24 protein-coding genes are annotated in these 20,073 nt (G+C 68.0%); 6 read left to right on the plus strand and 18 right to left on the minus strand.

Annotated elements, in window-relative coordinates; all coding sequences use genetic code 11:
* Positions 1–93 precede the first annotated feature (93 nt).
* Entirely contained in the window at positions 94–1,824 is a 1,731-nt protein-coding gene (ggt, locus tag KOF26_RS14840) for a gamma-glutamyltransferase (protein WP_253201482.1), read from the minus strand.
* Between the two features lie 59 nt (positions 1,825–1,883).
* Complete coding sequence (locus KOF26_RS14845; RefSeq protein ID WP_216326660.1) at positions 1,884–2,078, minus strand: hypothetical protein; 195 nt, start codon at positions 2,076–2,078, stop codon at positions 1,884–1,886.
* A 95-nt stretch (positions 2,079–2,173) separates the two neighbouring features.
* On the opposite strand from KOF26_RS14845, the gene KOF26_RS14850 reads away from it, so the two are divergent.
* Positions 2,174–2,470, plus strand: coding sequence for a hypothetical protein (locus KOF26_RS14850; RefSeq protein WP_216326663.1), 297 nt, complete (start codon positions 2,174–2,176; stop codon positions 2,468–2,470).
* Between the two features lie 105 nt (positions 2,471–2,575).
* On the opposite strand, the gene KOF26_RS14855 is transcribed toward KOF26_RS14850, so the two are convergent.
* Genes KOF26_RS14855 through lnt form a run of 3 tightly spaced genes read right to left on the minus strand, consistent with a single transcriptional unit; the run spans position 2,576 to position 5,581 of the window.
* Complete coding sequence (locus tag KOF26_RS14855) at positions 2,576–2,845, minus strand: acylphosphatase (RefSeq protein ID WP_216326665.1); 270 nt, start codon at positions 2,843–2,845, stop codon at positions 2,576–2,578.
* 4 nt (positions 2,846–2,849) lie between these two features.
* Positions 2,850–4,046 carry a methionine adenosyltransferase gene (gene metK, locus KOF26_RS14860; RefSeq protein ID WP_216326668.1) on the minus strand — a complete coding sequence of 399 codons (1,197 nt, stop codon included), beginning with the start codon at positions 4,044–4,046 and terminating at the stop codon, positions 2,850–2,852.
* 47 nt (positions 4,047–4,093) lie between these two features.
* Positions 4,094–5,581, minus strand: a complete 1,488-nt coding sequence (gene lnt, locus KOF26_RS14865; RefSeq protein ID WP_216326671.1) for an apolipoprotein N-acyltransferase — start codon at positions 5,579–5,581, stop codon at positions 4,094–4,096.
* A gap of 275 nt (positions 5,582–5,856) precedes the next feature.
* Between lnt and KOF26_RS14870 the strand changes: the two genes are divergently transcribed.
* The 3 genes from KOF26_RS14870 to KOF26_RS14880 all read left to right on the plus strand — a co-directional run bounded on the left by KOF26_RS14870 (position 5,857) and on the right by KOF26_RS14880 (position 8,168).
* The gene (locus KOF26_RS14870) at positions 5,857–6,270 is read left to right on the plus strand and encodes a VOC family protein (RefSeq protein ID WP_216326673.1); all 414 of its coding nucleotides are present in this window, start codon (positions 5,857–5,859) and stop codon (positions 6,268–6,270) included.
* A 38-nt stretch (positions 6,271–6,308) separates the two neighbouring features.
* Positions 6,309–7,004 (plus strand): HAD family hydrolase, encoded by a 696-nt coding sequence (locus KOF26_RS14875; RefSeq protein ID WP_216326676.1) that lies wholly within the window; start codon positions 6,309–6,311, stop codon positions 7,002–7,004.
* 96 nt (positions 7,005–7,100) lie between these two features.
* Positions 7,101–8,168: a sugar phosphate isomerase/epimerase family protein gene (locus KOF26_RS14880; protein ID WP_216326678.1), complete on the plus strand. Its 1,068-nt coding sequence runs from the start codon at positions 7,101–7,103 to the stop codon at positions 8,166–8,168.
* 92 nt (positions 8,169–8,260) lie between these two features.
* Here KOF26_RS14880 and KOF26_RS14885 read toward each other — a convergent pair whose 3' ends face one another.
* The 5 genes from KOF26_RS14885 to KOF26_RS14905 all read right to left on the minus strand — a co-directional run bounded on the left by KOF26_RS14885 (position 8,261) and on the right by KOF26_RS14905 (position 12,743).
* Positions 8,261–8,605 carry a glycine zipper 2TM domain-containing protein gene (locus tag KOF26_RS14885; RefSeq protein WP_216326681.1) on the minus strand — a complete coding sequence of 115 codons (345 nt, stop codon included), beginning with the start codon at positions 8,603–8,605 and terminating at the stop codon, positions 8,261–8,263.
* 83 nt (positions 8,606–8,688) lie between these two features.
* Entirely contained in the window at positions 8,689–10,095 is a 1,407-nt protein-coding gene (locus KOF26_RS14890) for a PQQ-dependent sugar dehydrogenase (protein WP_216326683.1), read from the minus strand.
* A 42-nt stretch (positions 10,096–10,137) separates the two neighbouring features.
* Positions 10,138–11,043 carry a hemolysin family protein gene (locus tag KOF26_RS14895; RefSeq protein WP_216326685.1) on the minus strand — a complete coding sequence of 302 codons (906 nt, stop codon included), beginning with the start codon at positions 11,041–11,043 and terminating at the stop codon, positions 10,138–10,140.
* Between the two features lie 205 nt (positions 11,044–11,248).
* Positions 11,249–11,758: an rRNA maturation RNase YbeY gene (gene ybeY / locus KOF26_RS14900; protein WP_216326688.1), complete on the minus strand. Its 510-nt coding sequence runs from the start codon at positions 11,756–11,758 to the stop codon at positions 11,249–11,251.
* Positions 11,751–12,743, minus strand: coding sequence for a PhoH family protein (locus KOF26_RS14905; RefSeq protein ID WP_253201483.1), 993 nt, complete (start codon positions 12,741–12,743; stop codon positions 11,751–11,753). Before KOF26_RS14905 ends, ybeY begins: the two co-directional genes overlap by 8 nt.
* Here KOF26_RS14905 and KOF26_RS14910 point away from each other — a divergent pair.
* A complete protein-coding gene (locus KOF26_RS14910; RefSeq protein ID WP_216326691.1) occupies positions 12,672–12,953 on the plus strand; it encodes a hypothetical protein in 282 nt (93 codons plus the stop codon). The two genes, KOF26_RS14905 and KOF26_RS14910, sit on opposite strands and share 72 nt — an antisense overlap.
* A gap of 25 nt (positions 12,954–12,978) precedes the next feature.
* Here KOF26_RS14910 and miaB read toward each other — a convergent pair whose 3' ends face one another.
* From miaB to KOF26_RS14950, 8 genes are all read right to left on the minus strand, one after another.
* The gene (gene miaB, locus KOF26_RS14915) at positions 12,979–14,289 is read right to left on the minus strand and encodes a tRNA (N6-isopentenyl adenosine(37)-C2)-methylthiotransferase MiaB (protein ID WP_216326692.1); all 1,311 of its coding nucleotides are present in this window, start codon (positions 14,287–14,289) and stop codon (positions 12,979–12,981) included.
* An 11-nt stretch (positions 14,290–14,300) separates the two neighbouring features.
* Positions 14,301–15,134, minus strand: coding sequence for a lysophospholipid acyltransferase family protein (locus KOF26_RS14920; RefSeq protein WP_216326695.1), 834 nt, complete (start codon positions 15,132–15,134; stop codon positions 14,301–14,303).
* Positions 15,028–15,447, minus strand: coding sequence for a Fur family transcriptional regulator (locus KOF26_RS14925; RefSeq protein WP_216326698.1), 420 nt, complete (start codon positions 15,445–15,447; stop codon positions 15,028–15,030). The genes KOF26_RS14920 and KOF26_RS14925 overlap by 107 nt, the downstream gene beginning before the upstream one ends.
* Positions 15,448–15,593: 146 nt before the next feature.
* The gene (locus KOF26_RS14930) at positions 15,594–16,007 is read right to left on the minus strand and encodes a Ros/MucR family transcriptional regulator (protein ID WP_216326701.1); all 414 of its coding nucleotides are present in this window, start codon (positions 16,005–16,007) and stop codon (positions 15,594–15,596) included.
* A 112-nt stretch (positions 16,008–16,119) separates the two neighbouring features.
* A complete protein-coding gene (locus KOF26_RS14935) occupies positions 16,120–16,539 on the minus strand; it encodes a GNAT family N-acetyltransferase (RefSeq protein ID WP_216326704.1) in 420 nt (139 codons plus the stop codon).
* Positions 16,540–16,589: 50 nt separating this feature from the next.
* Positions 16,590–17,207 carry a tRNA (adenosine(37)-N6)-threonylcarbamoyltransferase complex dimerization subunit type 1 TsaB gene (gene tsaB, locus KOF26_RS14940; protein ID WP_216326707.1) on the minus strand — a complete coding sequence of 206 codons (618 nt, stop codon included), beginning with the start codon at positions 17,205–17,207 and terminating at the stop codon, positions 16,590–16,592.
* A gap of 6 nt (positions 17,208–17,213) precedes the next feature.
* Positions 17,214–17,804 (minus strand): malonic semialdehyde reductase, encoded by a 591-nt coding sequence (locus tag KOF26_RS14945; RefSeq protein WP_216326710.1) that lies wholly within the window; start codon positions 17,802–17,804, stop codon positions 17,214–17,216.
* Between the two features lie 18 nt (positions 17,805–17,822).
* Positions 17,823–18,398 carry a NifU family protein gene (locus KOF26_RS14950; protein WP_216326714.1) on the minus strand — a complete coding sequence of 192 codons (576 nt, stop codon included), beginning with the start codon at positions 18,396–18,398 and terminating at the stop codon, positions 17,823–17,825.
* Positions 18,399–18,695: 297 nt separating this feature from the next.
* Between KOF26_RS14950 and KOF26_RS14955 the strand changes: the two genes are divergently transcribed.
* Positions 18,696–20,024 carry a DEAD/DEAH box helicase gene (locus KOF26_RS14955; protein ID WP_216326718.1) on the plus strand — a complete coding sequence of 443 codons (1,329 nt, stop codon included), beginning with the start codon at positions 18,696–18,698 and terminating at the stop codon, positions 20,022–20,024.
* The last annotated feature ends 49 nt before the right edge of the window (positions 20,025–20,073 follow it).

Raw genomic sequence — 20,073 nt, forward strand, 5'->3', positions numbered from 1 at the left:
GCGTCCGACATGACGCGCTTTGCCTCCGGCCGCAAGCGGGGAGGGGACATCGCGCCGTTCCGCCTCCTCCGTTCGTCCTGACTAATCTGCCCGTCAGTAGCCGATCGCCACGCCGTCCTTCCTGTGATCGCTGCCGCCACGCAGCAGCCCCGTCTCCGGGTCGATCATGATCGCCTGATATCCACCCATGCGCACGCCGTTGCCGGGCGCGACATCATGGCCCATCGCCTTCAGCTTTTCGCCGATCGCGGCGTAGAGTTGTGATTCCAGCACCAGCTTGTTGGTACGCTGGGCATGGGAGAAGCGTGCTGCGTCGCTCGCCGCCTGGGGGTTTGCGCCGAACAACAGCATGTTGGCGAGTACTTGCGCCTGGCCCTGCGCCTGCTGGTCGCCGCTCATCACGCCGAAGCTGAGGAGGGGCTTGCCGTCCTTCATCACGAAACCCGGGATCAGCGTGTAGAAGGGCCGCTTGCGCGGGGCGACGACGTTCGGACTATTCGGGTCGAGCACGAAGTTCGCGGCGCGATTATTGAGGATGAAGCCGTAGCCCGGGATCGTCACCCCGGAGCCGAACTCGCCATAGACGCTGTAGATGAACGAGACGACGTTGCCGAACCGGTCGGCGACGCTGATATAGACCGTGCCGCCGATCGGATCGCTCGCCGGCTTGAGTGCGCTGGCGTGGTTCGGATCGATCCTGGCGCAAAGCTCGGCGGCATAGGCCTTGGAGACCAGCCGGTCGGTGGGCACCTTCGAGAAATCCGGGTCGCCGTCCCACCGCTCGAGATCGGCATAAGCGAGCTTCTTCGCCTCGACCATCAAGTGCCAATAGGCCGCCGACTTCGGGTCCGGCGCGATGCCGAGCTTCGGCGCACACACGTCCAGCACGTTCATCATCTCCAGCACCGCGAAGCCCTGGGTGCTGGGCGGCATCTGGTAGAGATCATAGCCGTGGAACTTGGTGGTGATCGGGGTCACCCACCGCGCCCTGATGCCGGCGAGATCGTCCATGGTGATGGCGCCGCCGGTCGCCTGCGACTTGGCGACGATCGCGCGCGCGATCTCGCCCTTGTAGAACACATCGCGGCCGCCAGCCTCGAGCAGGCGCAGCGCCCGGGCGAGATCGGGGTTGCGGAAGATCTGGTACATGGCCGGCGCCTTGCCGCCGGGCAGGTAGGTGCGCACCGAATCCGGATCGGCCGAGAGCAGCTTCTGCGCGCCCGCCCACTCATGCTGGATACGCTCGGTGACCCCATAGCCTTCCTCAGCGATGCGCGCCGCAGGCTCGAGCACCTGCTTGAAGCCCATCGTGCCATAGCGCTTGAGCAGCACGTCCCACCCATCCACCGCGCCGGGCACGACCGCGGAATCGATGCCGGCATTCGGCATGCGGGTCAGGCCCTTGCCGCGGAAGCGATCGGGGGTGAAGCCCGCGGGCGCGCGGCCGGCGCCGTCCAGCGCGACGAGCTTCCTGTCCTTGGCGGACCAGGCGATGACAAACATGTCGGCGCCGAGCCCGGCCGAATTGGGTTCGACGACGTTGAGCACCGCCGCGGTGGCGACGGCGGCGTCGAAGGCGTTGCCGCCGGCCTTGAGGATGTCGAGGCCGGCATCGGCGGCGAGCGGCTGGCTGGTGGCGACGATGCCGTGGCGAGCGAGCATCTCGGATCGGGTCTGTCCGGCCCAGCCATAGCCGCGATCACCGCGAAAAGCGTCGAACCCGGCCGGCCCGGGCTGCGGTTGAGCCGTGGACGGCACGGCCAGGACGGCCGCCATCACCGTGACGGCCGCCAGCCCGGCGGCCGCCATGCGCACCTTCGTCATTGATCCTCTCCCCCTCTCGTCCCGGAGCCCTTGCCCTCGGGTTGATCTGTTCTTGCCGGTCAGACGGGCTTGGCGCCCGGAGTGCCGCATTTGGCAAACTTGCCCTTAGCGTCCTTGCAGCGCGTCGTCGCCGGCTTCTTGTCCGGGCATTTGGTGAACCGCCCCTTGGCGTCCTTGCAGGGCGCGGCAGCGGTGGCGGGGACGGAGAGGCCGGCAACAGCCAGCATGAGCGGCAGAGCGATCAGGCGACGCATCGGATCAATCCTCCTGGCAAGGATGGACGCGCACAATGCGTTAGACCGGGGTTAAGCTCAAGCGCGTCAAGCGGGGGCCGTGGCCGGAGATTATCGTGGAAAAGACACCGCACATCCTCAATGCCGCGTCGAACCTGCTCGGCATCAGCTTCGTGATCATCACCGGCCTCAACCTGACCGGCCGCAGCCGGGTGAGCTATGCCGATGAAATCGCCTGGGTGGCGACGATGTGCCTGACGGCGAGCTGCCTGCTGTCCTATCTGGCGCTACGCCGGGGCCGCGCGCAGGCGGCGCGGCTGGAGCGGCTGGCGGACTATGCGTTCCTGCTCGGCCTGTTCTCGCTGGCGGGATCTGTGCTGTGGATCGCGCTCGGCGGGGTGGCGATCGGGTAGGGCGCTGGCTGCCCATTCACCCTTCACGGGCTTCGGGATCCGGGCGAGGTTGCGAAACAAGCCTGCCGGGCCCTGGCAAAGCATCCAGGGCGACGACGCCCGGAATTATGATCGCCGCTCGAATGGCCGTGGCAGGCCGGCGCCATCCGCCTCGCTCCGGTGGATGTGATCGACGCGGGCTCGTTCAGGCCCTTCGTGGCAGCGGCGGATGAACTGCTCGACGTCCGCGCCGTCGCCCTCGACCATCGCTTCGACCGTACCGTCGGGCAGGTTGCGGACCCAGCCGGCGAGACCGAGCGCATGCGCGGTCTCCACCGTCCAGTCGCGATAGAAGACGCCCTGGACGCGGCCGTGGATCACGAGCCGCGTCACCATGGCCTCAGATCGCCGCCTTCAGCGCGTCGACGAGGTCGGTGCGCTCCCAGGTGAAGTGATCGCCATCGGGCTGGCGGCCGAAATGGCCGTAGGAGGCGGACTTCTGATAGATCGGCTTGTTGAGCTTGAGATGCTCGCGAATGCCCTTCGGCGTCAGCCGGACGAGCTTCGGCAGCACTGCCTCCAGCTTCGCCTCGTCGACCGTGCCGGTACCATGGGTGTCGACATAGACCGACAGCGGCTCGGCGATGCCGATCGCGTAGGACAGCTGGATCGTGCAGCGCTTGGCGAGGCCGGCGGCAACGACATTCTTGGCGAGATAGCGCGCGACATAGGCGGCCGAGCGATCGACCTTGGTCGGATCCTTGCCGCTGAACGCGCCGCCGCCATGCGGGGCTGCGCCGCCATAGGTGTCGACGATGATCTTGCGGCCGGTGAGGCCGGCATCGCCGTCCGGGCCGCCGATTTCGAACAGGCCGGTGGGGTTCACATAGATCTTGTCGTCGCCGGGCAGCCAGCCTTCCGGCAGGATTTCCGAAAACACGCCCTTCACATAGTCGCGCAAGCGCGCCTGGCCGGCCTCGTTGGAGAGATCGGCGGAATGCTGGGTGGAGACGACGAGCGCAGTCGCACGCACCGGCACGCCATTCTCATATTGCAGCGTCACCTGGCTCTTGGCGTCCGGCTCCAGGAACGGGGCGGCGCCGGAATGGCGATCGTCGGCCATCCGCTCGAGGATCTTGTGGCTGTAATAGAGCGTGGCGGGCATCAGGCCGGGCGTCTCGTCGGTGGCATAGCCGAACATGATGCCCTGGTCGCCGGCGCCTTCATCCTTGTTGCCGCTTTCGTCCACGCCCATCGCGATATGGGCGGACTGGCCGTGGAGGTTGTTCGAGAAATTGAACGTCTGCCAGTGGAAGCCGGACTGCTCATAACCGATCCGCTTCACCGTATCGCGCACCGCCTGCTCGATTTCGTCCAGAGCGCCCGGGGCCCACTGATCATTCTCGTAGACGCCCTTGCAGCGGATTTCGCCGGCCAGCACCACCATGTTGGTGGTGGTCAGCGTCTCGCACGCCACGCGCGCCTCGGGGTCCTTGGACAGGAACAGATCGACCACCGCATCGGAGATCTGGTCGGCCACCTTGTCGGGATGCCCCTCCGAAACGCTTTCGGACGTGAAGATATAGTCGCTGCGCATGAAGCACTCTTCCTCGTGGGAGTGATATAAAGAAATCCTTATGTGCCTTAGCGCGCCCGGCGCCCGGCCGCAATCGCCGTCAACGCCAGCAGGACGGCGAACAGCAGCGACAAAAAATTTGCCGCATGGGAGAAAAATGTCGGGCCGGCGGCGCGGGGCAGGCGGATGTCGATGGCGCCGGCCGCGTGGCGGGGGACAACCCGCACCAGCCGCCCGTGGGGATCGATGACGGCGCTGATCCCGTTCGGCGTGGAGCGCACGATCGTCATCCCCTCCTCGATGGCGCGCAGGCGCGCCTGGACGAGATGCTGCGGCGGCCCCCAGGCGCCGAACCACGCATCATTGGAGGGGTTGAACAGGAAATCCGGGCGGTGGCGCTGGTCGATCACCGCGCCGGGGAAGATGATCTCATAGCAAATCTGCACGCCGACATCGCCAAAGCCGGGCAGCGCGTAGGAGAGCGGGCCGGGGCCGGGGAGGAAATCGAGATCGCCGGGCACCAGCCGCGACAGGCCGATCGCCGAGAGCAGCGGGCGCATCGGCAGATATTCGCCGTAAGGGACGAGATGCGCCTTGTCGTAACGGGCGGCGATGCGACCGGCGGCGTCCATCGCGAACAGACTGTTGCGCGCGGCGGTGACGTGACCGGCGTCATCGCGGATCAGCGCGGTGCCCCCGGTGAGCAGCAGGTCGCCGGGGCGCAGCAGGCTGGCCAGCGCGTGGCGCGCGGCGGGATCTTCCTCGAGATAGTAATCGACCGCCGCCTCTGGCCACAGCAGCAGGCGGGGCGGCGCCCCGGGCAGCGGGCGTGGCGACAGCTGCGCGAGCACGACAATGCCCTCATAGGCATAGCTGGGCAGGTTGCGCCGGTCCTGGTCGATATTGGGCTGGACGACGTGGACCTGGTCGCCGCCGGCGTCGATCGCCGCCGGGACATTCAGCCCTCCCAGCATTGCCAGCAGCGGTGCGGCGGCGGCGAGCGCCGCATTGCGCCAGTCGCGGCGGAACGCGGCATGGAGCGCGCCGCCGGCCAGCACCGTCAGCGCGGACAGGCCGAAGGTGCCGATCCACGGGGCAGCCTGCGCCACCCAGCTGTCGATCCACACCACGCCGACCGGGTTCCACGCGAAGCCGGTGAACATCGTGCCGCGCAGCCATTCGGTCACCGTCCACGCTGCGGCCAGCAGGAGCGGCACCGGACCATGGCGCCGCCAGCGCCACGCGAGCCCCGCCGCCAGCGCCGGATAGACGGCGAGGTAGAGCGACAGCAGCACCACCGCGATCCAGCCGAGCCATGCCGGCATCGCCGCCTGATAGGTGAATGCAGTGGCGATCCAGTTCAGGCCGAGCACAAACTGGCCGAGCCCGAACCACCAGCCGAGCGCCAGCGCGCGACGCAGCGTCGGCGCCGCCGCGACCAGCCCGACGAGCAGCGCGAAGGCGAGCAGGGTCACCGGCAGCCAGCCGAGCGGCGCGAAGCCCGTCGCCGAGGCGAGCCCGGCGAGGAGGGCGAGGAGGCAGGGGAAGCGGCGCATCGGTGTCGTCCTCATATAGAGGTGGCAGGGCTGTTGCACACTCACATCCGTCGGGCGGGCGAGCGGGCGGAGCTACCGGCGCGGCGCCCGCTGGGAGATGGATCCCGGATCAGGTCCGGAGGTAACGGGGGCGCGGCTTTGCTGACGGGCTGAACCCCATTCACCATCCATGCCGTGATCGGCGCCGCTTCCGGCTGCCAGCCGCCGGTTACGGCGCTGTTGCGGTCTGCCCGAAAACAGGTTGGGCAATCATCGGCGGCGGATTAGACTGCGGCATGCTCACCCCCTTCCACATCGCCTTCCCGGTGGACGATCTCGATGCAGCGCGCGCCTTTTACGGCGGCGTGCTCGGTTGTCCGGAGGGGCGGAGCGCCGCGACATGGATCGATTTCGACCTGTACGGCCATCAGATCGTCGCCCATCTCGGGCCGCGCCGGGCCGACGCCGCCGCCAATGACGTCGACGGCCATGACGTGCCGGTGCCGCACTTCGGCGTGGTGCTCGAATGGGATGCCTGGCACGAGCTTGCCGCGCGGATCGAGGCGGCGGGCGTGACGTTCGGCATCGCGCCGCATATCCGCTTTTCCGGCCAGCCGGGCGAGCAGGCGACGATGTTCTTCCGCGATCCGGCCGGCAACGCGCTGGAATTCAAAAGCTTCCGCGACATGGGACGGCTGTTCGCCACCTGATCGCCGGCTCGCCTTCATCACCGTCTGACGGAAGCTCCATGCCGATAGACCTGATCTGCCTCGATGCCGACGATACGCTCTGGCATAACGAGACCTTCTTCCGCCTCACCCAGGCGCGCTTCGCGGAACTGGTGGCGCCCTATGCCGACGAGGCGATCATTCCCGATCGGCTGGCCGCGGCCGAGCGGCGCAACCTCGCCATCTACGGCTATGGGGTGAAGGGCTTCACCCTGTCGATGCTGGAGACGGCGCTGGAACTGGCCGGGGACGACCTGCCGGCCGCGGTCACGGCCGAGATCCTGGCCGCCGGGCGCGAGATGATGCGCCATCCGGTCGAGCCGCTGGACGGCGTGCCGGAAGCGCTGGCGGCGCTCGCCGGGCGCGGCCGGCTGGTGCTCGTCACCAAGGGCGACCTGTTCCACCAGGAGGCCAAGCTTGCCGCCTCCGGGCTTGGAGAGCATTTCTCCGGCGTCGAGATCGTCAGCGAAAAACATGCAGACCTCTATGCGCGCATCTTCGCCCGCCACGGCGTGCGCCCGGAGCGCGCGGTGATGGCCGGCAACTCCGTGAAGTCGGACGTGCTGCCGGCGCTGGAGGCCGGTGGCCACGCCGCGCTGGTGCCTTATCCGCTGGTCTGGGCGCACGAGGCGGCGGCGCCGCCGCATGCCCATCCGCGGTTCCGCGAGCTGCCCTCGTTGCGCGACCTCGCCGGCTGGATCGACGAACTGGACTGATCCTGCGCCTGTATACTCTATACAGGAGAGTGCCCCTGTCGTAACGTCCGCGTGACGAGGATAGGCCCCGATAACGGGGATTTTCAGGGGAGTGATATGTCTACAAGGCGCGAGTTCCTGGGCGGCGCGATCACCTTCGCCGCAATTGCCACCTCATATCAACGGGCTGTGGCGCAGGGCACGCTGCCGCCCAAATCTCCCTGCGGCATCGCCACCACCGCGATGGGCGCGCATCTGCGCGGGCTGGAAGGGGTGAAGGCGGGCCTGCGCGACAATCCCGTCGCCTATCTCGATTATTGCCGATCTCTGGGGGCGGGGGGCGTGCAGCATGCGGTGAGCACGATGCTGCCCGAATTCCGCAAGCGGCTCGACGAGCTGGAAATGTATTATGAGGGCGAGGCCCGCCCGCCGGCCACGCTCGACGGGGATTTCGCGGAGTTCGAGGCGCAGATCAAGATCGCCAAGGACCTTGGCGCCAGCGTGGTGCGCACCGTCAGCCGGCCGCTGCCCAACAGCTCCGGCCGCCGTTACGACAGCTTCACCTCGGTGCAGCAGTTCGACGAATGGCTGGAACGGTCCAACGCGATCATCATGAAGTGCCTGCCGATCGCCGAGAAGTACAAGATCGCCATCGCGCTGGAGAACCACAAGGATCGCAAGGTCGAGCAGCATGTCGCCTTTCTGAAGAAGGCGAGCAGCGAATATCTCGGCTCGCTGATAGATCCGGGCAACAACATGGCCTTCATGGAAGAGGCCGCCTACACGGTGGCGCAGCTCGCCCCCTATGTGAAGGCGACGTCGCTGAAGGATATGGGCGTGGCGCCCTATGAACAGGGCTTCCTGCTCGCCGAAGTGCCGTTCGGCACCGGCATCAACGACCAGGTCAAGCTGTTCCAGATGATGCGCAAGCATAATCCGAAGGTGAACCCGACCACCGAGCTGATCACCCGCGATCCGCTGAAGGTGGCAGTGCTCACCGACGATTATTACCGCTCATTTCCGGAGAAGAAGGCAGTGCGCGACAAGTGGATGGCGATGGTCCGCGCCAAGCAGACCAGGTTGCCAATCCTCAGCACCCAGTCGCGCGCGGCGCAATTCCAGGCGGAAGAGGACAATAATCGTCAGGTGTTCCAGTGGGGCGTGACACACCTGCGCAACGTCTAGCCATCAGCGCAATGTCGAGGTCTTGGTAAAATGGCGGGAGAGGATGGAGGCGCCCGCCGCCAACCTCCCTCCGGCCTCCTTATGAGCGGAGCCTAGCAGCGCCGCCCATCGGACTTGTCGATGGCCCGGCCGACCAGCGCGCCGCCGGCCGCACCCAGCACCGTGCCAAGGGTCTTGTCGCCGTGGCCGGCCACGGTGTTGCCGAGCAGGCCGCCGGCGATGCCGCCGATGGCGAGACCGCCATTGCCCTTGTCGTAGCAGCGACCGCCCCGATAATCCCGATAATAGCCGCGGCCGGCATAGTGGCGGCCGTGGTCATAATGGCCGCGCGCGTAATGGCGATCGTAATGGCGCGGCGCGGCAATGGCGGCGGCGGGAACGATGCCGCCCAACGTCGCGGCAGCAGCGGCAATGCCGAGAATGGTCTTGCGGAACATGGCGGTCACTCCCTTTCTTGATTGACCGCACCTTATTATGATTCGCGCCTTGACCTCCCTCTGAACGGATCGATCATCTTCCGTTAATCTCGGGAAGGCGGCATCTGGGCCTTGGGCGGAGCCGCCGCCGGGGCGGGCTGAGCCGGCGACGGCGCCGCCGACGGCGCCGGCCGGGCGCCGGGCGCCGAGACGCGCCACACGCTGTTGCCGACATCGTCCGCGACGAGCAGGCCGCCGCGCGTGTCGATCGTCACGCCGACCGGCCGGCCCTGCGCCTCGCCATCGGCATTGAGGAAGCCGGAGAGCACGTCGATCGGCATCCCGTTCGGCTTGCCGTTGGCGAAGGGGACGAAGATCACCTTGTAGCCGGAGCGCGGCTTGCGGTTCCAGGAGCCGTGCTGGCCGATGAACGCGCCATCGGCGAAACGCGGACCCAGCGCCGCGCCCGCCGCGAAGCTGAGGCCGAGCGAGGCGGTGTGCGAGCCGAGCGCGTAGTCGGGCGGGGTCACTACCTCCAGCGCGCTGGGCTTGGGATCCTTGACGCGGGTGTCGACATTGTCGCCCCAGTAATTCCACGGCCAGCCATAGAAGCCGCCGAATTGCACGCTCGTCAGATAATCGGGGACGAGATCGCCGCCAAGCTCGTCGCGCTCATTGGCGACGGTCCACAGCATCCGGGTGGTCGGCTCCCACGCCATGCCATTGGGGTTGCGGATGCCGGCGGCGTAGATGCGGTGCGCGCCGGTGGCTGCGTTCACCTCCCAGATGGCGGCGCGGCCCTCCTCGGCGGCGATGCCGTTCTCGCCGACATTCGAGTTGGATCCGATCGTCACGTAGAGAAGCTTGCCGTCGTCCGAGGCGATGACGTTCTTGGTCCAGTGATGATTGATCGTCCCCGCCGGCAGATCGACGACCTTGCGGGGCGGCGTCGTGATCTTCGTCTCGCCAGGCGCATAGGGGAAGGCGAGGACCGCGTCGGTATCGGCGACGTAGAGCGTGTCGCCGGACAGCGTCATGCCGAAGGGCGAGTTGAGGCCGCTGATGAACACCGAGCGGAGTTCGGCGACGCCGTCGCCATCGGCGTCGCGCAGCAGGGTGATGCGGTTGGCCGAGCCCTCGCGGCCGGAGCCGGCGCGCTTCATGAACTGGCGCTGGAACCAGGCGCGGATGCCCTTGCCGTCAGCGGGTTTGGGCGGCGCATCCGTTTCGGCCACCAGCACGTCGCCATTGGGCAGCGCCAGCAGCCAGCGCGGATGCCGGAGCCCGGTGGCGAACGGCGTCACCGTCAGCCCCTGGGCCGGTTTCGGCTTGGCGCCTTCTGGCCAGCCCACCGCCTTGGCGACGTTGACGGTCGGGATCATCGATGAGCTCGGCTCGGGCAGGGTGGGCCTGGGACCCATATTCTGCTCGATCGGCAGCTTGGCATTGTTGCCGCACCCGGCCAGCATCAGCGCGAGAGCGAGCGTGGTAGCGGCAAGCGGCAGGCGCATCGATAATCTCCCGGTGGCGCGGGCAGCGCCGCGGCCCAAACCCTATTCCTGCTCGACCGGTTCCGCCACCGGGGGGTGGAGGCGAAGCCGCGTCACCCGGCGGGCATCGCCGCCCATAACCTCCAGCCGCCAGCCGCTGCCATGCTCGACGATCTCGCCCGGCTGCGGGACGTGGCCGGCCAGCACGGAGGCGAGCCCGCCCAGCGTGTCGACATCCTCCTCGACCTCGGCGAGGCGCGGGTCGATCTCGGCGGCGACGTCTTCCAGCTCGGCGCGTGCGTCGGCCTCCCACAGGCCGTCACCCAGCGGCACGAGCAGCGCGTCGGCCTGCTCGTCATGCTCGTCCTCGATATCGCCGACGATTTCCTCCATCAGGTCCTCGATGGTGACGAGGCCTTCGGTGCCGGAATATTCGTCGAGCACGATGGCGAGATGGGTACGGCTGGCGCGCATCTCGGCGAGGAGATCGAGCACGCCCATCGATTCGGGAACGTAACGCGGCTCGCGGATCAGCGGGGCGATGGTCTGCGGCCGGGCCGCCTTGCCGGCGAGGATCGCGAACACGTCCTTGATGTGGACCATGCCGATCACCTGATCGAGATCTTCGCGATAGACCGGCATGCGGCTGTGGCCGGCCTCGGCGAAGGTGTCGACGAGCGTGTCGAAATCGATCGTCTCGGCAACCGCGATGATGTCGCCGCGCGGCACGGCGACGTCGCCCACCGTGCGCTCGCCGAAATGGAGGAGGTTGCGGAGCATCTGGCGCTCCACGACGGACAGGTCGCCGGCGCGGGGGCGCTCGCCCTCTTCCTCCTCCTCCTCGATGGCTTCCTCGATGCGGTCGCGCAGCGTCGGCTCCGCATCATCGCCGAAGAGCAGGCCGCGCAGGCCCGCCCACAATCGTCCGCCGCCGGTATCGGCGGCGCGGCTACTGGAATCGTCAGGCATGGTGTTTCGGTTGTACGTCCCTGTTGCGTTGGCGAACGTTAAAGCATTTCCCGCGCGGGTATAACCACCCCCGTTCGCGCTGAGTAGGCATTGAGCCTGTCGAAATGCCGTATCGAAGGGGCTGGCCGGGCTGACCCCCCGTTACGAGGCTTCGACGGCGCTCAGCCGCTACCCAGGGACGCACGATCAGGGGTGCCGTGCGGCGTCAATCCTCGCGCACGGCGTAGGGATCGGCAATGTCGAGGCTGGCCAGCGCGTCGCGCTCAAGCTGCTCCATCCGCTCCGCCTCGACATCGTCCATATGATCATAGCCGAGCAGGTGCAGCGTGCCGTGGACGACGAGATGGGTGGCGTGGGTGGCGACGTCGACGCCCTTTTCCGCCGCCTCGGCCGCGCACACGCCGTGGGCGAGGATGATGTCGCCGAGCAGCACCTCGCCATCGTCGGAATTGGACAGGCCCTCGATCAGATCGGTCTGCACCATCGGAAAGGAGAGGACGTTGGTCGGCCTGTCCTTCTGCCGATATTGGGCGTTGAGAGCGCGCACCTCCTCGTCGTCGCCCAGGCGGACGGAGATTTCGGCGGTCACCGTCTTGTCGAGCAGCAGGGTGTAGGGCGAATGCGCGATCGCGGCGCGCGCGGCGCGATCGCACAGCGTCTCCCAGTCAGTGGCCGTGCCCCAGGGTTCGGCGGCGTCGACGGCGACCTCAAGCATCGGGGCCCTCATAAGCCTGGACGATGCGCCCGACGATCGGGTGGCGCACCACGTCGCCCGCGCCGAAGCGGATCATCGACATGCCTTCGGTTCCTTCCAGTTTCAGCACTGCGTCGGCGAGGCCGGACTTGCCGCCCTCGGGCAGATCGATCTGCCGCGGATCGCCGCACACCACCATCCGGCTGTTCATGCCGAAGCGGGTGAGGAACATCTTCATCTGCGCCGGTGTGGTATTCTGCGCCTCATCGAGGATGATGAACGCCTCCGACAGCGTGCGGCCGCGCATGAAGGCGATCGGCGCGATCTCGATCTCGCCCGACGCGATGCGCCGCTCGACCTGCTCGGTCGGCAGCATGTCGTAGAGCGCGTCGTAGAGCGGGCGGAGATAGGGATCGACCTTCTCCTTCATATCGCCGGGCAGGAAGCCCAGCCGTTCGCCCGCCTCCACGGCCGGGCGCGACAGGATCAGCCGGCTGACCGATCCGGTGATCAGCTGCTGCACCGCCTGCGCTACGGCCAGATAGGTCTTGCCGGTGCCGGCCGGCCCGAGCGCGAAGATGATGTCGTCGCGGCCCAGCGCCTCCATATAGGCGACCTGGGTGCGGCTCCTCGGTACGATCGTCTTCTTGCGGGTGCGGATCATCACCTTGGGCGGCTCGGCGACATCGCGGATGATGCCGTCCAGCGTCGGCTCGGCGGTCATCGAGATCACCGCGTCGACCGCGCCGGGATCGAGATCCTGGCCCTGCACCAGTCGGTTATAGAGGCCGATCAGCACGTCGCGGGCGCGGGCGGCCTGTTCGGCCAGCCCCTCGATCTGGATCTTGTTGCCGCGCGCCGAAATATAGACGCCAAGCCGGCTCTCCACCGCGATCAGATTCTGATCGAACTCGCCGAACAGGCGGCCCATCAATTGCTGCCGATCGAACTGTACTTCCAGGCGGGCACGCTCGCCGGCCTGCGCGGTCACGGGTTTGCGACTCAAACATCACCTTTCGACTGGAGCCCCAATCCGGAGGATGGGGTGTCGGGCGACGGATTTCCAGAGAATGTTTGCGAAGGGGCAGATACCAATGGCGCATTGATCGTCACCCCGGACCCTGAAATCAAGTTCAGGGCGAAGCTGATCGGGGTCCATGCATCCCCGGACGCCGGCGCTTGTGGCGGCATGGATGCCGGATCAAGTCCGGCATGACGTTTCGGGGACGGGGCGGCGGGTCTTAGGCCGCCGCCTTCACCACTTCCGCGCCGCCGACCGAGTTGGGGCCGGCGGTGACGATGTCCACCGCGACGATATCGCCGATCGCCGCCTCGGTTTGCAGGTGGACGGACTGAAGCCACGGCGACTTGCCCAGCTTCTGTCCGGGCAGCTTGCCGGTGCGCTCGATCAGCACCTCCGTCCGCCGGCCGACGCTTGCCCGGTTGAACGCATGCTGCTGCGCGTTGAGCAGCGCCTGCAACCGTTGCAGGCGCTCGTCCATCACCGCCGCCGGCAGCTGGTCCGCCATCGTCGCTGCGGGCGTGCCGGGGCGCGGCGAATATTTGAAGCTGAACGCCTGCGCATGGCCGACCGCCTCGACCAGCGCCAATGTCTGGGCGAACTCAGCCTCCGTTTCGCCGGGAAAGCCGACGATGAAGTCGCCGGAGATGGCGATATCCGGCCGCGCCGCGCGCACCCGCTCGATCAGGCGCAGATAGGCGGCGGCGTCGTGACTGCGGTTCATCGCCTTGAGCACGCGGTCGCTGCCCGACTGCACCGGGAGATGGAGGAAAGGCATCAGCTTTTCCACGTCGCGATGCGCCGCGATCAGCCCCTCGGCCATGTCGTTGGGATGGCTGGTGGTGTAGCGGATGCGCGCGATCGACGGGATCAGCGCGATCGCCTCGATCAGATCATGCAGGCCGCGGTCCCCGTCGCCCCATGCGTTCACATTCTGCCCGAGCAGGCTGATCTCGCGCGCGCCGGTATCCGCAAGCGCCTTCGCCTCGTCGAGCACGGCGGCGAACGGGCGGGAGATTTCGGCGCCGCGGGTATAGGGCACCACGCAATAGGTGCAGAATTTGTCGCAGCCCTCCTGCACCGTCAGGAAGGCGCTGGGGCCGACGCGGCGCCGGCCGGGGAGGGCGGCGAACTTGCTCTCGGCGGGCATGTCCGTGTCGATGGCGCTCTCGCCGCGCGCGGCGGCGGCGACGAGCGCGGGCAGGCGATGATAGGCCTGGGGGCCGACGACGATGTCGACGGCGCGCGCCCGGCGGGGGATTTCCGCCCCCTCGGCCTGGGCGACGCAGCCGGCGACCGCGATCATCGGGCTCGATCCGTCCTCGCGCTTGAGGCGACCGATATCGGAATAGACCTTCTCCGCCGCCTTCTCGCGGATATGACAGGTGTTGAGCACGACGAGATCGGCGGCGTCGGCGTCGGCGGCGGCGGTGAGGCCGTCGGCCTCGAGCAGCTCGGCCATGCGCTGACCGTCATAGACGTTCATCTGGCAGCCGAACGACTTGACGTGGAAGGAATGGGGCGCGGACATGGGCCGGGCCCTTAGCCTATCGCGCCGCTGCGCTCCAGCGCGGCCTGCGCTGTGGCGGCGAGCGCCTTGCGGTCGTCGAAGGCGGCGGGGTCGATCGGATCGAGGAAGCTCAGCCGCGCGGCGATGGTGCCGCGTCGGCCGAGGATGCGCAGCGCATTGCCGAGCATGTCCTCCTCGTCGGGCCAGACGAGGTCGGCGGCGGCGCCGCCATAATCGATGCGTACCGGCTGGACGCGCACCTGCGGCGGGGGCGGCAGCACCGATGCGAACAGGCTGGCGCGGAACGGCAGGAGGCCGTCCGCCTCGTTGGTGGTGCCTTCCGGAAACAGCGCGACGGTCCGCCCCGCCTCCAGCGCGCCGCGCAACGCATCGGCCTGACCGCGCACCGCGCCACGGCGGGTTCGCTCGACGAACAAAGTGTCATTGAGGCCGGCCAGCCAGCCGACCACCGCCCAGCGCCGCACCTCCGCCTTGGACACGAAGATGCACCCCGACGCGCCCGCCAGCGTGAGGATGTCGAGCCAGCTGCGGTGATTGGCGACGAGCAGGATCGGGCCGTCGAGCGGCGTGCCGCTGACGGTGAGCCGCACGCCCGAGGCGCGCGCGGCGAGACCGAGGAAGCGGCGCGGCCAGCGCGACCGGCCGGTCGCGGCGCGCGCAAGATAATGGGCGGGCAGGCAAGCGGCCAGCGCCAGCCCGATCAGCGCGATCCGTGCCGCGGCGCGGACCTTCGCGCTGTCAGTCGGTGCGGTCGAGCGAGACGCCGTAAAGCTCCATCCGATGATCGACCAGCCGGAAGCCCAGCTTCTCGGCGATACGCTTTTGCAGGGCCTCGAGATCGGCATCGACGAATTCGATGACCTTGCCGGTCTCGACGTCGATCAGGTGATCGTGATGGGCTTCGGCCGCTGCCTCGTAGCGGGCGCGGCCGTCGCCGAAATCATGCCGTTCCAGGATGCCGGCTTCCTCGAACAGGCGGACGGTGCGGTACACCGTGGCGATCGAGATGCCGGGATCAATCGCGGACGCCCGGGCGTGGACCGATTCCACGTCCGGGTGATCCTCGGCCTCGGAGAGCACCCGCGCGATGATGCGCCGCTGCTCGGTGATCCTCAGGCCCTTTTCGGCGCAGAGCGCCTCTACATCGATCTTGCGCATGGTGCGGATGATCTAGGCAATCCGAACGCCCTCGGGAAGCCTCCGCAGCATATTTGCGAGTCGTTAGCGCCATATTGGGGCCGGCGCCGCTCCAATCGTCGATCCAGCCTGGTCGACGGTCGCGGGATGCCGGCCCCCTTGTGCGCTCAGCGCTTGCGGCGCTTGGTGCCGAGGCCGATCTTCTTGGCCAGGCTGCGGCGCTGCTCCGCATAGTTGGGCGCGACCATCGGATAGTCGGCCGGCAGGTTCCACTTCTGGCGGTACTGCTCGGGCGTCATCTGATAATGGGTCATCAGATGGCGCTTCAGCATCTTCAGCTTCTTGCCGTCCTCCAGACACACGATGAAGTCCGGTTTCACCGAGGCGCGCACCGAAACGGCGGGCTCCTGCTTCACCTCCGGCGTGGCCGGAGCCGTGCCGAGACCGCGCAGCGCCTGATGCACGTTCTGGATCAGGCCCGGCACATCTTCCACGGTGATGCTGTTATTGGCAACGTGGGCAGAGACGATGTCGGCGGTGAGCGTTATCAGGCTCTCGGCCATATCGTTATGGTCGGTCATATCGGGGGGACCTTAATTGACGCATTGGGGAAAGAGGACCGGAAACAGCTCGGCCCGAGCGCGGGATGATACCGCGGGAATGATTTTGCAAGTACAATAACCACGCCGCGCCTCAAATTGCGTCTAGCGACTTGCTAAGCGTGACGGCGTCGAACAACTGACCGTCCTTGCCGACATAGTAGCCGATGCGGCGGCCGGCGGGCGTGAAGCCTGCGCTAACGTACAGCGCTGCCGCAGGATTTTCGGCGCGCACCTCCAAATGCAATTTGCCCGCGCCGCGCGCAATCGCTTCGATTTCCGTGGCATGGAGCAATGCGCGGCCGATCCCGCGCCGTCGCCAGCCCGGCCGCACCCCGATCAGCAGCAGCTCCGCCTCGTCGGCGACGATCCGTGCGAGCGAGAAGCCGGCCGGCGTCTCGCCTTCGCTGGCCAGCGTCAGCCACACGCCCGGCAGGCTCATGATTCCGGCGCATTGGGCGCGCGTCCACGCCTCGCCGAAAGCGGGGTCGAACGCCTCGTTCATGACGATCATCGCCTCGTCGAGATCGCCGACCAGTCCCGGGCGGAGCAGGGGGGCGCCGCTCACGCCGGCAGCTTCGCGTCGGGCGCGCGGCCGTAGATCGGCGCCGGCGCCAGCGCGGCGAGCCCCTCCGGCAGCAGGATCACGTCGCCGGCATCGGGCACGGCGTCCAGCGCCTCGCCGCTGCCCCGCGCGGCGACGAGCGCGGCGGCGCTGCCGCCGACGACCAGTGCCGCGTCGACGGCGCGGGCCGCCGCCTCCGGGGGCAGGGACGCGATCCCGCCTTCCGGCTCCGGCCCGCGGCGGAAGGACTGGACGAACAGCTCGCCATGGCCGCCGGGGATGGCGACGGCGACCCGCTCCGCCTCGGCGCGCGCCGCAAAGGCCCGGGCGGCGATCAGCGCCAGCGAGGAGAAGCCGGCCACCGGCACGCCCCAGCCGATGGCTAGGCCGCGCGCCGCCGCCAGCCCGACACGGACGCCGGTAAAGCTGCCCGGGCCGCAATCGACGCGGATCGCATCGGCACGCGCTCCGTCAGGCAGCAGCTCGGCGATCATCGGCACCAGCCGCTCGGCATGGCCGCGCCCGACCAGCTCGTGACGCGCGGCGATCACCACCCCGTCCTCGATGAGGGCGACGGAGCAGGCGGCGGTGGCGGTTTCAATGGCAAGGATGCGCACCGCCCGTCACGCGATCCGGTTGAAGGCGTCGAAATCCGGCCGGGGTAGGCGCGGCATCAGCGTCGACGGATCGCCACGGCCAAGGGTGGCGATGAAATTGGAGCGGATCGTCGTTGCCGAGAAAAAGGCCGCGTCGACGGCTTCATTGTCGAAGCCCGACATCGGGCCGGTGTCGAAGCCCAGCGCCCGCGCGGCCATGATCAGCCAGGCCCCCTGCAACGTCGAATTGCGGAAGGCGGATTCGCGAATCAGCGCATCATTGCCGACGAACCAGGCGCGCGCATCGGCGTGCGGGAACAGCATCGGCAGCTGCTCGTAGAATTCGAGGTCCATGCCGATGATGGCGGTGACCGGCGCGGCGAGGATCTTGCCGGCATTGGCCGGGGAGGCGAAGCCGGCCAGCTTCGCCTTGGCCTCGTCGCTCAGGCACCACACGATCCGCGCGGGCATCTGGTTGGCCGAGGTGGGGCCGAACTTGGCGAGCTCCCAGATCGCCTCCAGCTCGTCCTCGGTGACGGGCTGGTCCAGATAATGATTATAGGTGCGGGCCGTGCGGAAGAGCGTGTCGAGCGCCGCGTCGGAAAGCTTTCCGGCCATATGCTCCTTGCCCTCCCGTCAGACTGCGCGAACTTCCGTCACCTCCGGCACATAATGCCGCAGCAATTGCTCGATGCCCTGCTTCAGTGTCGCCGTCGAGGAGGGACAGCCCGCGCACGCGCCGTGCAGTGCGAGATAGACCTTCCCCTCGCGGAAGCCGCGATAGACGATGTCGCCGCCGTCGCGGGCCACGGCGGGGCGAACCCGCGTGTCGATCAGGTCCTTGATCTGGTCGATGATGTCGGCATCAGCGGGATCGTCACCCAGCGCCGCGTCGTCGGCCGGCACGGCGATACCGGCAGCGCTGCCGGCATGGAACAGCGGCGCCTCGGCGACGAAATGATCGAGCAGCACGGCCAGCACATCGGGCTTGAGGCTGCGCCAGTCGACCCCAGGGCCGGCCGTCACCGACACGAAGTCATGCCCGAAGAACACGCCCACCACATCGCCGAGATCGAACAGGGCGGTGGCGAGCGGCGAGGCTTCGGCCTCTTCCTCATTCGCGAAGTCGCGCGTGCCGGCGCTCATCACGACGCGGCCGGGGAGGAATTTCAGCGTCGCCGGATTCGGCGTGGTCTCGGTCTCGATCAACATGTCCGTCAGATGGGCGAAGCGGGGCTCGCGATCAATAGAGGGGCGCGCGCCTGCCGCCAATAGACGGCGAGACTTTGCCTCCCTTGCCAAATCCATGCTGCGCTGCCATATGCACCGCAGAGCGTCGGCGCCCCAGGGGACGTCCGAACGAGGCAGCGTGATCGCCCCTTGCAGGGCCGGCTTCGTTCAAGGGACGCTTTCACCAAGGCTTCCCTTGTCACGCGGGTTGTCGGAACCCGCACCGGCGCGTGGGCCATGTCGGCCCCCAGCGGCCGTGCCTTATGTGAGTAATCTGATTTGACCCAGTTTTCCGAGCTCGGCCTCGCCGCGCCGCTCGTGCGCGCCCTCGATGCCGCCGGTTACACCAAGCCCACGCCGATTCAGCTCCAGGCGATCCCGCCGGTGCTGGAGGGCCGCGACCTGTGCGGTATCGCGCAGACCGGCACCGGCAAGACCGCGGCGTTCGCGCTGCCCATCCTCCATTATCTGAGCGAGAATAACCGCCCCCGTCCGGTGACCGGCTGCCGCGTGCTGGTGCTGTCGCCGACGCGCGAGCTGGCCAGCCAGATCGCCGACAGCTTCCGCAAATATGGCCAGCATCTCCGCCTGTCGGTGGCGACGGTGTTCGGCGGCGTGCCGATCGGCCGCCAGGTGCGCCAGCTGCAGGGCGGCGTCGACGTGCTCGTCGCGACGCCGGGCCGGCTGCTCGATCTCATCGACCAGCGCGCGCTGTCGCTGTCCAAGGTCGAGGTGCTGGTGCTCGACGAGGCCGACCAGATGCTCGACCTCGGCTTCATCCATTCCTTGAAGCGCATCGTCACCCTGCTGCCGAAGCAGCGCCAGACGTTGTTCTTCTCGGCGACGATGCCGCGCGCCATCGCCGAGCTGGGGGACCGTTTCCTCAGCGATCCGGTGAAGGTGTCGGTGGCGCCGGTCGCATCCACCGCCGAGCGGGTGGAGCAGTTCGTCACCTTCATCAACCAGGCCGAGAAGCAGGCGCTGCTCACCCTCAAGCTCCGTGAGGCGGAGATCGACCGTGCGCTGGTCTTCACCCGCACCAAGCATGGCGCCGACCGGGTAGTGAAGCACCTTGCCGCCGCCGGCGTGCGTGCCGAGGCGATCCACGGCAACAAGAGCCAGCCGCAGCGCGAGCGCACGCTGGCCGCCTTCCGCTCCGGTGAGATCAACGTGCTGGTGGCGACGGACATCGCCGCGCGCGGCATCGACGTGCCGGGCGTCAGCCACGTGTTCAACTTCGAGATCCCGGACGTGCCGGAGCAATATGTCCACCGCATCGGCCGCACCGCGCGCGCCGGCAAGGCGGGCATCGCGCTGGCCTTTGTCGATCAGGCGGAGCGCAACAACATCCGCGACATCGAGCGGCTGACCAAGGTCAAGTTGCAGCCTGTGGCGATCCCGGAGAATTTCCTCGCCGAGGCGGCGCGTCTGCCGCGTCCGTCCGCCCAGCAGGCCAGGCCGACCGCGCAGCGCCGCCACGACGATGCCCGCAAGGCCGGCGGCCCGGCGGGTGCGCCTGGCGACAAGCCGAAGCGGCGTTTCCCGCAGCGCCGTCGCGGCCCGGGAGTGGGCACGCACAAGGGCGCGGTGCGGAAAACCGGCGCCTGATAAGGGAGGGGGCCGCTCGATCCATCGGGCGGCCCTCGCCACACTGCCC

The organism is Sphingomonas quercus, assembly GCF_018863195.1.
GTDB classification, from domain to species: domain Bacteria; phylum Pseudomonadota; class Alphaproteobacteria; order Sphingomonadales; family Sphingomonadaceae; genus Solisphingomonas; species Solisphingomonas quercus.

Excerpts from the sequence above, each read along its gene's own strand:
- ggt (WP_253201482.1), bottom strand. The coding sequence starts at position 1,824 with ATGACGAAGGTGCGCATGGCGGCCGCCGGGCTGGCGGCCGTCACGGTG.
- KOF26_RS14845 (WP_216326660.1), bottom strand. The coding sequence starts at position 2,078 with ATGCGTCGCCTGATCGCTCTGCCGCTCATGCTGGCTGTTGCCGGCCTC.
- KOF26_RS14855 (WP_216326665.1), bottom strand. The coding sequence starts at position 2,845 with ATGGTGACGCGGCTCGTGATCCACGGCCGCGTCCAGGGCGTCTTCTAT.
- metK (WP_216326668.1), bottom strand. The coding sequence starts at position 4,046 with ATGCGCAGCGACTATATCTTCACGTCCGAAAGCGTTTCGGAGGGGCAT.
- lnt (WP_216326671.1), bottom strand. The coding sequence starts at position 5,581 with ATGCGCCGCTTCCCCTGCCTCCTCGCCCTCCTCGCCGGGCTCGCCTCG.
- KOF26_RS14870 (WP_216326673.1), top strand. The coding sequence starts at position 5,857 with ATGCTCACCCCCTTCCACATCGCCTTCCCGGTGGACGATCTCGATGCA.
- KOF26_RS14875 (WP_216326676.1), top strand. The coding sequence starts at position 6,309 with ATGCCGATAGACCTGATCTGCCTCGATGCCGACGATACGCTCTGGCAT.
- KOF26_RS14880 (WP_216326678.1), top strand. The coding sequence starts at position 7,101 with ATGTCTACAAGGCGCGAGTTCCTGGGCGGCGCGATCACCTTCGCCGCA.
- KOF26_RS14885 (WP_216326681.1), bottom strand. The coding sequence starts at position 8,605 with ATGTTCCGCAAGACCATTCTCGGCATTGCCGCTGCTGCCGCGACGTTG.
- KOF26_RS14890 (WP_216326683.1), bottom strand. The coding sequence starts at position 10,095 with ATGCGCCTGCCGCTTGCCGCTACCACGCTCGCTCTCGCGCTGATGCTG.
- KOF26_RS14895 (WP_216326685.1), bottom strand. The coding sequence starts at position 11,043 with ATGCCTGACGATTCCAGTAGCCGCGCCGCCGATACCGGCGGCGGACGA.
- ybeY (WP_216326688.1), bottom strand. The coding sequence starts at position 11,758 with ATGCTTGAGGTCGCCGTCGACGCCGCCGAACCCTGGGGCACGGCCACT.
- miaB (WP_216326692.1), bottom strand. The coding sequence starts at position 14,289 with ATGTCCGCGCCCCATTCCTTCCACGTCAAGTCGTTCGGCTGCCAGATG.
- KOF26_RS14920 (WP_216326695.1), bottom strand. The coding sequence starts at position 15,134 with ATGCCGATCTCGAGGCCCTGCAAAAGCGTATCGCCGAGAAGCTGGGCT.
- KOF26_RS14925 (WP_216326698.1), bottom strand. The coding sequence starts at position 15,447 with ATGCGCAAGATCGATGTAGAGGCGCTCTGCGCCGAAAAGGGCCTGAGG.
- KOF26_RS14930 (WP_216326701.1), bottom strand. The coding sequence starts at position 16,007 with ATGACCGACCATAACGATATGGCCGAGAGCCTGATAACGCTCACCGCC.
- KOF26_RS14935 (WP_216326704.1), bottom strand. The coding sequence starts at position 16,539 with ATGATCGTCATGAACGAGGCGTTCGACCCCGCTTTCGGCGAGGCGTGG.
- KOF26_RS14945 (WP_216326710.1), bottom strand. The coding sequence starts at position 17,804 with ATGGCCGGAAAGCTTTCCGACGCGGCGCTCGACACGCTCTTCCGCACG.
- KOF26_RS14950 (WP_216326714.1), bottom strand. The coding sequence starts at position 18,398 with ATGTTGATCGAGACCGAGACCACGCCGAATCCGGCGACGCTGAAATTC.